At 50.8% G+C, this 6,714-nt stretch carries 5 protein-coding genes; all 5 read right to left on the bottom strand.

Annotated features, from left to right (window positions below; translation table 11 throughout):
- Positions 1–1,344 (bottom strand): GTPase (locus tag R6U67_RS11980; RefSeq protein ID WP_410252763.1); only part of this gene is annotated, 1,344 nt, incomplete at its 3' end.
- Between the two features lie 355 nt (positions 1,345–1,699).
- The gene (locus tag R6U67_RS11975; RefSeq protein ID WP_410252762.1) at positions 1,700–3,103 is read right to left on the bottom strand and encodes an aminopeptidase P family protein; all 1,404 of its coding nucleotides are present in this window, start codon (positions 3,101–3,103) and stop codon (positions 1,700–1,702) included.
- A gap of 88 nt (positions 3,104–3,191) precedes the next feature.
- Positions 3,192–4,601 carry a magnesium transporter gene (gene mgtE, locus R6U67_RS11970; RefSeq protein ID WP_410252764.1) on the bottom strand — a complete coding sequence of 470 codons (1,410 nt, stop codon included), beginning with the start codon at positions 4,599–4,601 and terminating at the stop codon, positions 3,192–3,194.
- A 72-nt stretch (positions 4,602–4,673) separates the two neighbouring features.
- Positions 4,674–6,071, bottom strand: coding sequence for a magnesium transporter (gene mgtE / locus R6U67_RS11965; RefSeq protein ID WP_410252761.1), 1,398 nt, complete (start codon positions 6,069–6,071; stop codon positions 4,674–4,676).
- A gap of 143 nt (positions 6,072–6,214) precedes the next feature.
- On the bottom strand, positions 6,215–6,448 hold the full coding sequence (locus R6U67_RS11960) for a hypothetical protein (protein ID WP_410252760.1): 234 nt from the start codon (positions 6,446–6,448) through the stop codon (positions 6,215–6,217).
- Positions 6,449–6,714: the final 266 nt, after the last annotated feature.

The following is a 6,714-nucleotide window of genomic DNA, read 5'->3' as shown; positions in this document are numbered from 1 at the left end:
AGTAAAATCATCAGCTTTATAGCCAAATGTACCCATAAAATTAATGTCTTGACTGATTTCCTCCAAAACTTCTTGCACCTTATCTTTATAGTCAGTTTGACAAGACTTGATGAGATCTTGAAGATTATCTTCTACCCTGACTTTGTCTTCAACAATTTTCTTCCAGGCTTTTTGTTGTTCCTGTTGACTTCGCTCCCAGTTGCTTACAGCAAACTGGGGAATTTCATCGATAAGTTCCTTGAAAACTGAATCAATCTTCAGTTTCAGTTGGTTTAAACAGTCTTTTCGGATCTGTGTTAGTTTTATTTGAGTTTCCTGTTTTTTTTGTTGGATTGTATCCGCAAGTTTCAGACAAATTTTGCGCTCATTCTGGATTGCCAATAAGGGGGGTGTGAGTAAGACGGAGGTCTCCCCAATAATCGTTTGAGAGGTTAAGAGTGAGCCATAATTTTTAATCGCATCATCAATTTGCTTGAGAAACTCTTGAATTCGGCTGGCTTCGTAAAGCTGTTTACACAATTCCGGGTCTTGCTTTTGTCGAGATAGTCGTGCGGCCAGCAACATCACGGGAATAACAACGATGGAATCATTATTATATTTTTTTCTGGCATAGTTGAAAATTCGTTTTTTGTGATCTTCTATATCTTGACCCGTCAATTCTTCATCTGGGTCGTCCAGGAAAAACTCTAAGAGATCCTCATCTTCTAGGTTGTCTTGAACATTGAGGAGTATGATTAACGGTTTAGTTTGTCGTTTGAGTTTGTCAAAAAAGTCAAACTCTGATTCTTGAATGCTATCATTGGTTACAATATAGCAAATCAAGTCTGCCTCATTGACGGCTTTTAGGGCTTCGGCTTCATCTTTTTCACCACCAACAGCCGCAATACCGGGCGTATCAATTAAGCGAATTCCATTGCCAAGATCGTAAGTATAATTTTGGCGGGTTGTCCGTTGTTGACCTGTGCCAATTCTCTCGTACTTTGTGCCTAACAAGGTGGAAAACAGGGTACTTTTACCCGCTTTCGTCCGCCCCATCATCACGATGGTGAAGTGAGCAACCGTTCGTTTTTTGGCTCGAACCATTGCTTGAAGATTATCGATATCCATTGAACGAGATTCCCGTAACCGATTATAAATTTCACTAATCGGCTTGAGATAGTCTTGTTCGGAACGACTGACGGATGTTTCGACCTCTCTTGATTGGGTATTGAGGGTTTTATTTAGTTCTATTAGCGCCTTGTGAACGGGGTTAAGCTCTTCGATAACGCGATTATAGTCTTCCTGGGCGATTTTTTGATTGGACTCAATCACCTCTTGGTAGCTGGTGGCCTTTAAGAAAGACAAAATGTTTCCACCCTTGATTAATTTTGGGATTTATGATAATTCAGTTTTAAGAGAATGTCAATGTTGTTGAACGAGTATTCAGCTAATTGGTTTTGCCTCCAGCCGGCGGCAGAGCCGCCCAAAGCCCGTGCCACGGCTTCAGCCATGGCACGAGTATACTTCCGTGATCAGCCCTCTGGAGTCAACTTTCGGGACAAACCCGATCACACCGGTAACGGATCTTGGGGCGGCCATTCTTCAGGGAGGCGATCGCACAGAAACACCAACACAACCCGCTCCGCCGGTTCAATCAACCCGGCCAACTCCGTCCCATGACTTGACATCCTCCCAGGCCCACCTAACCTGTACCTGAGACTTAATCCCTCAGCAAATCCTCGATCGCCGCCGCCTGAGTCGGTAACGCCGCCGTCAACACCTCCGGCCCATCCGCCGTCACCAACACATCATCCTCAATACGAATCCCACGCACATCCGCAAAGTCCCCCAGACGCTGCCAATTGACCATCTCCCGGTATCGCTGCCGATTCCCCGCATCATTGAGAATCCCCGGAACCTGATAAAACCCCGGTTCAATGGTGACCAACATCGAAGGCTTCAGCGGACGATGCAGACGCAAAAAGCCCAAGCCAAAGCGACGACTGCGCGCTCGTCCCTTCTCATAGCCCGCATAATCCCCTAAATCTTCCATATCATGGACATCCAACCCCAACAGATGACCAATCCCATGGGGGAAAAACAGGGCATGGGCATCGGCTTCGACTAAATCCTCGGGCCGTCCCCGCAAAATCCCTAAATCCACTAATCCCTCGGCGATGACTTGGGCCGCCAACAGGTGAATATGGCGGTATTCCACCCCCGGATTCACCGCCTCAATACAACGGTCATGAGCGGCTAAAACCACGTCGTAAATCGCCCGCTGACTGGGGGAAAACGTCCCTTTCGCCGGCCAAGTTCGGGTGACATCGGCGGCCCAACCGGATGGGGCTTCGGCACCGACATCGGCCAAGATTAAATCATCGGCGTTGATGGCATGATGATACTGCTCATTGTGGAGAACTTCCCCATGAACGGTGACAATACTGTTGTAGGCGCAACTCATGTTGTGGGCCAGAATCACCCCCTCCATGGCCCCGCGCACTTGGGCTTCTAAGTTAGCGGTTGGGGTGGCGGCCATGCCCGCTTTGTGGGCTTCCACGGTCACCGCCGCCGCGTGACGCAGTTCCACTAAGGCCCCCGCGTCGTGGGTTAGGCGCACTTGCACGATCGCCCGCACCAGTTGGCGATCGCTCCCCTGTAAATTATCCATGGGCGAGAGCGATCGCCCCAACACCCCGGCCTGAAGACTGCGCACATCATCGTTTTGCACGGGAATCGTCGCCGCACCCTCGGCTTGGGCCGGCAATTCCGAGAGGGGGAAGGCGGCATCCGCACCAATGGTACTGGCGATTTGGTGGCGTTTGGGCTGTTCTCCATGCCAGAGGGCAGCACTGGGGTGAGGATCGTCATAGAAGAGGTGCAAGCGCCCGGATTCGAGACGAATGGCCGCATTTTCTAGGGGTAACCCGGCAAAATAGAGAAAATGACTACTGGGGCGAAAAGGGTATTTGTTGGCCGGGAAATTACGGGATTTGCTGCGCCCGGACCAGAGAATCACCGGGAAATCCACCAACTCCGCCAACCGTTGTCGCCGTTCGTGGAGGATGGTTTCTAGGGTGCGATCGCGGAGGATGGAGGAGGGATAATTACTACCGAGAAGCATAGGTTCAATTCGCTCTTGTCAATTCGTGAGGTCTTAACCATTGGTATTCTTGTATCCTAGCGATTTTTCCTCCATCGTTCACGAGGGGTTAGGCTGTGGGAATCAAGGTTAAGAGAACCCGAGCCACGGTAAAGTAAATTAGAACCCCCAACACATCGACGCAGGTGGTAATAAAAGGCGCTGACATCAACGCCGGATCGAAGCCTTGAGACTTAAAGAGAATCGGTAACGCCGCCCCAGAGGTTGACGCTAACACGGCAATGGCGATCAGACTAACACCGGCCGACAAGGAGATAATAATATCCCCCTGGAGGAGGTAAGCCCCCACCGTCACCAACGCTCCCAGCATACTGCCGAGCATGAGTCCGGCGATCGCCTCACGACGAATTAAGCGCCAAGCCCCCCCCGTCTGGATTTTATCCATATTTAGCCCCCGAATAATCACCGTCGAAGACTGGGTTCCCACATTCCCACCGGTTCCAATCAGCAGGGGAATAAACATGGCTAATCCCACCAATTGTTTGAGCGTTCCCTCATTAGCACGAATCACCGCACTTGTCAAGACATTAGTCACCAACAAAATTAACAGCCAGGAGGCCCGTTGCCGGGACACCCGAAACAGGTTCATCTGAAAGTAATCTTCACCATCGGATTGCAAGCCACCGAGAGCATAAATATCCTCGGTCGTTTCCCGTTCAATCACATCGATGATGTCGTCAACGGTGACAATCCCCACCAGTCGCTGTTCACTGTCGACGACGGGAACCGCGAGGAAGTCGTAGCGTTGAATGGTGCGGGCCACTTCCTCTTGGTCGGTACTGGTATGGACAAACACCGCATCTCGGTTCATAATCTCACCGACGGTTTGCTCGGGTTGAGCCACCACCAAATCGCGCAGGGAGAGGATTCCTGTCAGATGTCGAGCCGCATCGGTCACATAGAGCGCATACACCGTCTCAGTGGTGTCCGCGAGATGACGAATCCGCTCCAAAGCCCCATTAACCGTCAGATTCTCCTTGAGGGAGATATACTCCGGGGTCATGATGCGCCCGGCGGTGTCGGGTTGGTAGCCCAGCAGTAGGGAGGTGGCCTCCCGTTCGTTGGCGCTGAGATGAGTCAGGAGTTGACGCACCACTTTGGCGGGAAGTTCGTCAAAAAGCCGCGCGCGATCGTCCGGGGACATCTGTTCGACTAAGTCCCGGATTTCTTGGTTTTTAAACTCTTCTAATAGGGCCTGTTGTACGGAGCGATCGAGATGTTCATAGACCTCAGTGGCTTCGTCTTTGGGGAGGAGGCGGAAGGCGATCGCATGGAGGTTTTCGGGCAATTCGTGAATGACTTCAGCAACATCGACCGCTTGCACCGGAACCAGTAGCAGTTTGGCATCTTTGAGATTGCCCTGTTCGAGAAAAATCTGAAGTTGCGATCGCACCAAGTCACGCAACTCCTCACGAGATGAAATCGATTGTGCGACGTCTTGACTTTGTACCAAGGTGATCCCTCCCTAACTCTGGTAAACCTACAATTGCTCAATAAATTGCCGGACTAAGATATATCGCCAATCCCGGTGTTAAACACGAATCAACAATCGTGCCACATAAAAGTAAATCAGAACCCCCAAAACATCCACACAGGTGGCAATGAAGGGGGCAGACATCAACGCCGGATCAAAACCTCGGGACTTAAAGAGCATCGGGAGAGCCGCCCCAGATGTCGCCGCCAGGGTCGTAATCCCCCATAAACTTAACCCAACGGTGACCGCTACGGCCCAGTCTCGTTGCACAAGATAAGCCCCGACGACCACTAACGCCCCCATCATCAGCCCCAAAACAATCCCCACCAAGGCTTCACGGCGAATAATCTGCCAAGAGATCATATCTCGAATTTTATCGGTACTCAGACCCCGAATGACGACCGTCGAAGATTGAGTGCCAACATTTCCCCCCGTACCAATGAGCAGAGGAATAAACATCGCTAAGCTCACCACTCGTTCGAGAATTGCCTCATTGGCGTTAATAATTCCTCCCGTGAGGATGTTGGTTAACAACAAGATCAACAGCCAAGAGACGCGCCGCTTCGAGATGCGAAATAAACTCATCTGAAAGTAGTTTTCGCGATCGGCTTGCACCGCACCCAGGGCGTAAATATCTTCGGTAGTTTCTCGTTCGAGAACATCAATAATGTCATCCACGGTGACAATTCCCACCAGTCGCTGTTCACTATCGACGACGGGAACCGCTAGGAAATCATAGCGTTGGATGGTACGAGCGACTTCCTCTTGGTCGGTACTGGTATGCACAAAGACTACATCCTCGGTCATAATCTCGCCAATGGTCTGTTCGGGTTCAGCGGTGACGAGATCTCGCAGGGAGAGGATACCCGTTAGATGGCGAGCGGTGTCGGTGACGTAGAGGGCGTAAATGGTTTCCGTGATGTTGGCGAGGCTACGAATCCGCTCAAAGGCTCGGTTGATGGTGAAATGCTCTTTGAGGGAGACATATTCGGGAGTCATGATGCGCCCGGCGGTGTTGGGTTCATAGCCGAGAAGCAGTGAGGTGGCTTGACGCTCGCTAGAACTGAGTTCTTTGAGTAATCGCCGCACCAGGTTCACGGGGAGTTCGTCGAGAAGTCGGACCCGGTCATCGGGGGACATTTGGTCGATGAGATCTCGCAGTTCCTGGTTTTTAAATTCTTCGATCAGCGTCTGCTGTACCTTGGAATCAAGATGCTCGTAAATCTCGGTGGATTTGTCTTTAGGGAGCAGACGAAAGGCAATCGCATGAAGGGTTTGGGGCAATCCTTCGATCGCCTCGGCCGCGTCGGCCGGCTGCACGGGAACCAGCAGGGTTTTGGCTCCCTGGAAGTTACCCTGTTCGAGAAACATCTGGAGTTGCGATCGCACTAACTCTCGCAACTCTTGACGGGATGACCGTTCTTCAACGGACGTGGTGTTCTGATTGTCAACCATAGCGGCCCCCCTCGCCTTCTACAAAAAATACGGATGCTTAAGATCTAGGCAATCCTAATTTAGTGTAAGGGCTGTTGGTCCAAAGAGGATGCGATCGCCGCCCAAAATCCATCTCCTCAACCCAGAGGAGGGGGTAACCGACGTCATATCCCTCTCAAGGGAATTGGAGACTCGGGCAACAACACCGAGGAGTGGGTCATCGCCACGTGAGACAATCTCGGTCGGGTTGAATCAGCTAAATCCTGCGTCGAGGGCAGGTGCAACACACCGATATGCAGGGCAGCATACACCACAATAATAAAACTGAGGACAATGCGATGCCAGATTAGCATCATGTCCTCAACGGGGGATTGGCTAAAGTTCTCATGGGTTCTCATCAGTCTGACCTCTACTTGATTTTTAATAATGTCGTTATGAGTCAGTAGATGGTTCCACCCTGGGGAACAGTTCATTCCCACTGGTTAAATTAGACTGTGAAAGATCCCCATAAGTTCCACCGCAAATCTTTCAGTGCATTCACGGATTCCCCTAGCCATTCTCTAGTTTGCATTGACTCATTTGCGAGTCATCTGCGAGTCATCCACAGGTGACAAGGCGTTTCTCTTAAGCATGAACCGAGCCATCAGGAAGTGTCACCCCATCC

It is taken from the genome of Sodalinema sp. (assembly GCF_046483825.1).
Taxonomy (GTDB): Bacteria; Cyanobacteriota; Cyanobacteriia; order Cyanobacteriales; family Geitlerinemataceae; genus Sodalinema.
This window is presented reverse-complemented; position numbering and strand designations above follow the sequence as displayed.

Coding starts and splice junctions, on each gene's coding strand:
- R6U67_RS11960 (WP_410252760.1), bottom strand. CDS start 6,448: ATGAGAACCCATGAGAACTTTAGCCAATCCCCCGTTGAGGACATGATG.
- mgtE (WP_410252761.1), bottom strand. CDS start 6,071: ATGGTTGACAATCAGAACACCACGTCCGTTGAAGAACGGTCATCCCGT.
- R6U67_RS11975 (WP_410252762.1), bottom strand. CDS start 3,103: ATGCTTCTCGGTAGTAATTATCCCTCCTCCATCCTCCGCGATCGCACC.